Origin of the sequence: Ilyobacter sp., from assembly GCF_041583315.1 — a bacterium.
Classification (GTDB): Bacteria; Fusobacteriota; Fusobacteriia; order Fusobacteriales; family Fusobacteriaceae; genus Ilyobacter.
In genome coordinates this window covers 1-2,668 of the sequence record NZ_JBFHGC010000406.1, presented here as the reverse complement: position 1 = coordinate 2,668, position 2,668 = coordinate 1, and the positions used below count along the sequence as shown (strand labels likewise).

Here is a 2,668-nt window from a genome sequence, read left to right as displayed (position 1 = left end):
CCCTGACCTCAGCTCACTTATAAAAAACTCCAAAGCCCGTATTTTCTTGTCGCTGCCATACTGTACAGCCAGCTCTATATCATATGGTACTCATACAAAAGCCATGGAAAAAAATCCCTCATCCAGGCCTTTATATTTTCCTTCTATTATTCCGTAGGAAGCCAGAGTCATCTCAAGGGGATTTCCCACACTGCCTACATTAAAAATCATTTTTTTATCAAAACACTGCGAATAGGCTCCGTGAATATCACCGTATATTACCACATCTGAATCTATTTCTGAATCTTCAGGAGCTTCAAAAAGTTCCATTTTTTCATCATAGCTCGCTGTGGCGTGGACTCTCTTTAAGACATCCTTTGGTGAGGCGTGGCATATTCTTACCAGTTTTCCGCTCATATAAAACTCGTGGTATAGGGGGAGTTCCCTTAGGTATTTCAGTCTTTTCTCTCCCAGTACCCCCCTGTGCCACAAGACTTCTTCAAATTCATTATCTTCCTGCTCTGATATGAAATATTCCCAGTTTCCCTTTACCACTATTTCACATTTTTTCCTTATAATATCAACTGCTTCACAAGAACCAGGACCTTTTCCTGCAAGGTCTCCAAGACAAAATATTCTGGATATTTTTTTATCTTCTATATCTTTTAAAACAGCTTCCAGAGCAGGTATATTTCCATGAATATCTGATATGACAGCTATTTTATCCATTAAATATCTCCTTTTGAAAATCGTTTTTGACAATCTTATGCTATAATCTATTATAATCCATTTTTTTTATTCTGTATATTAGAAACAACTTTTTCAGACCTGCATATAGTCAGCGTGCCAATATTTACAATAAGTTTTACATTGTAAAATTTACTAAATAATTGTATAATACAGGGTATTTGTTATTCAAAGGAGTGTAATATGATAAAAATAGGAAAAAGACAAAAGATGAAAGTAAATAACATTGCCAGTATCGGTGTGTATATGGATGCCGAGACAGACAATCCCAAAGATAATATCCTTTTGCCTAATAATGAAATTGAAAATATGGAGGTAGCTCCTGGAGACTATCTAGATGTCTTCATCTACCGTGATTCTGAGGACAGGCTTATCGCCACATTGAGAAAAACCTATGCAGTGGTAGGAGCACTTTCAAAACTTGAAGTTGTGGACATCACTGAAATAGGGGCTTTCCTTGACTGGGGATTAAATAAAGATATCCTCCTTCCAAGAGGTCAGGAAGAAGGAAAAATAAAATTAGGAAACAAGTATCTGGTAGGTCTCTACGAAGATAAAAAAGGAAGACTTTCTGCTACAATGCAGATTTACAAGTTCCTTTTACCTTGCAAAGATTATAAGGCAAACGACCTTGTTTCAGCTACAGTTTACAGAATTCAAAAAGACATCGGTATTTTTGTAGCTGTAGATGACAGATATTTCGGACTTATTCCTAAAAGCGAGTGCTATGAGGAATATGAAGTAGGACAGGAATTAGAGCTCAGAGTGATCAGAGTCAGAGAAGACGGAAAGCTCGACCTCAGTCCTAGAGCACTTTTGCACCAGCAGATGGACAAGGATGCTGAAAAGCTTCTTGAAAAAATGAAACTCTACAGAAATATCTTTCCTCTGAATGATAAGAGTTCACCTGATAAAATCGAAAAAATGCTGGGTATGAGTAAAAAGGCCTTTAAAAGGGCTATGGGAAATCTTCTTAAAAACGGTCTTGTGACAAAAACAGAAGATGGATTTAAAATCAAGTAATATCAATAATATCAAATACAATTAACTTAAAAAATCCCCTGATTATTGAGGGGATTTTTTTTACATTCTTTTTATTATCTTCATATTGTTTTTAATAAGCTTTTTTCCTCGACTCCTGTCAAAGTATCTTATCAGATAAAAAGCAACAATTAGGAAAAGAAAACTCACAAATATCCCGAGTCCCTCACCTGCACCAAAAAATTGTGCTGTCAGATACCCCAGTATCATAAAAAGCGGAGGTACAACATAAAGAAAGAGCCCTACAGAATATACAGAGCTGTCCTCCATATGCAGAAGAACCCTGTCACCTGCATCAATAGGAAAATCAGGAAGATCCATCTCTATAACAAACTCACTCTCTTTCACTTTACACTTGCCACAGCTCCCACACCCGCCTTTATGAGCAGGTTTTACATTTACATAGGCTGTGTCACCCTCTATTTTTAAGACTATCCCTTCTTTTTGCATAAAAAACACCTCTTTAAATTAAAAAACAAGCTTCTTAATTCTTTTAACACTTCAGCAGACGAGTTTTTTATCTCCGAAACTTTTTTGTCGATTCACCTATTTTTTTTTAAAAAGTTTTGAAAAAACTCCGCCTTTTTTCTCCTCTTTATTTTCTTTACTACAGTTTTCTTCCATATCATATAAAGAGTTCGATCAGACCTCCTGTTATTGCTATGGTCATTGATATTTTAGTTCCCTTTATAGTTCTGAAAAATATATCTCTTCCGAGATCATCAGTTCCGAAGATATGTTCTGAAGATGGGAACATATTCATATCCCATTTAGTCTCAGAAAGGTGATCTGGTAGTATAACTGATAAAGAAATAATGAAAACAATAAAGATAAACTCTGCCAGGAGTACAGGGTCACAATTGCTATTTTTATCTTTAAAGCAGTTTTCAGCAAAGGCGTG

General features: G+C 35.8%; 3 protein-coding genes and 1 pseudogene. 1 reads left to right on the top strand and 3 read right to left on the bottom strand.

Annotated elements, in window-relative coordinates; all coding sequences use genetic code 11:
• Positions 1-90: 90 nt before the first annotated feature.
• A complete protein-coding gene (locus ABZA26_RS12120) occupies positions 91-708 on the bottom strand; it encodes a metallophosphoesterase (protein ID WP_372714774.1) in 618 nt (205 codons plus the stop codon).
• A 201-nt stretch (positions 709-909) separates the two neighbouring features.
• On the opposite strand from ABZA26_RS12120, the gene ABZA26_RS12115 reads away from it, so the two are divergent.
• The gene (locus ABZA26_RS12115; protein WP_372714773.1) at positions 910-1,749 is read left to right on the top strand and encodes a S1 RNA-binding domain-containing protein; all 840 of its coding nucleotides are present in this window, start codon (positions 910-912) and stop codon (positions 1,747-1,749) included.
• A gap of 60 nt (positions 1,750-1,809) precedes the next feature.
• Here the strand turns inward: ABZA26_RS12115 and ABZA26_RS12110 are convergent, their stop codons facing one another.
• A complete protein-coding gene (locus ABZA26_RS12110; protein WP_372714772.1) occupies positions 1,810-2,217 on the bottom strand; it encodes a SoxR reducing system RseC family protein in 408 nt (135 codons plus the stop codon).
• Between the two features lie 175 nt (positions 2,218-2,392).
• Positions 2,393-2,668, bottom strand: a pseudogene (locus ABZA26_RS12105) (hypothetical protein); the annotation flags it as partial.

Coding starts and splice junctions, on each gene's coding strand:
- ABZA26_RS12120 (WP_372714774.1), bottom strand. CDS start 708: ATGGATAAAATAGCTGTCATATCAGATATTCATGGAAATATACCTGCT.
- ABZA26_RS12115 (WP_372714773.1), top strand. CDS start 910: ATGATAAAAATAGGAAAAAGACAAAAGATGAAAGTAAATAACATTGCC.
- ABZA26_RS12110 (WP_372714772.1), bottom strand. CDS start 2,217: ATGCAAAAAGAAGGGATAGTCTTAAAAATAGAGGGTGACACAGCCTAT.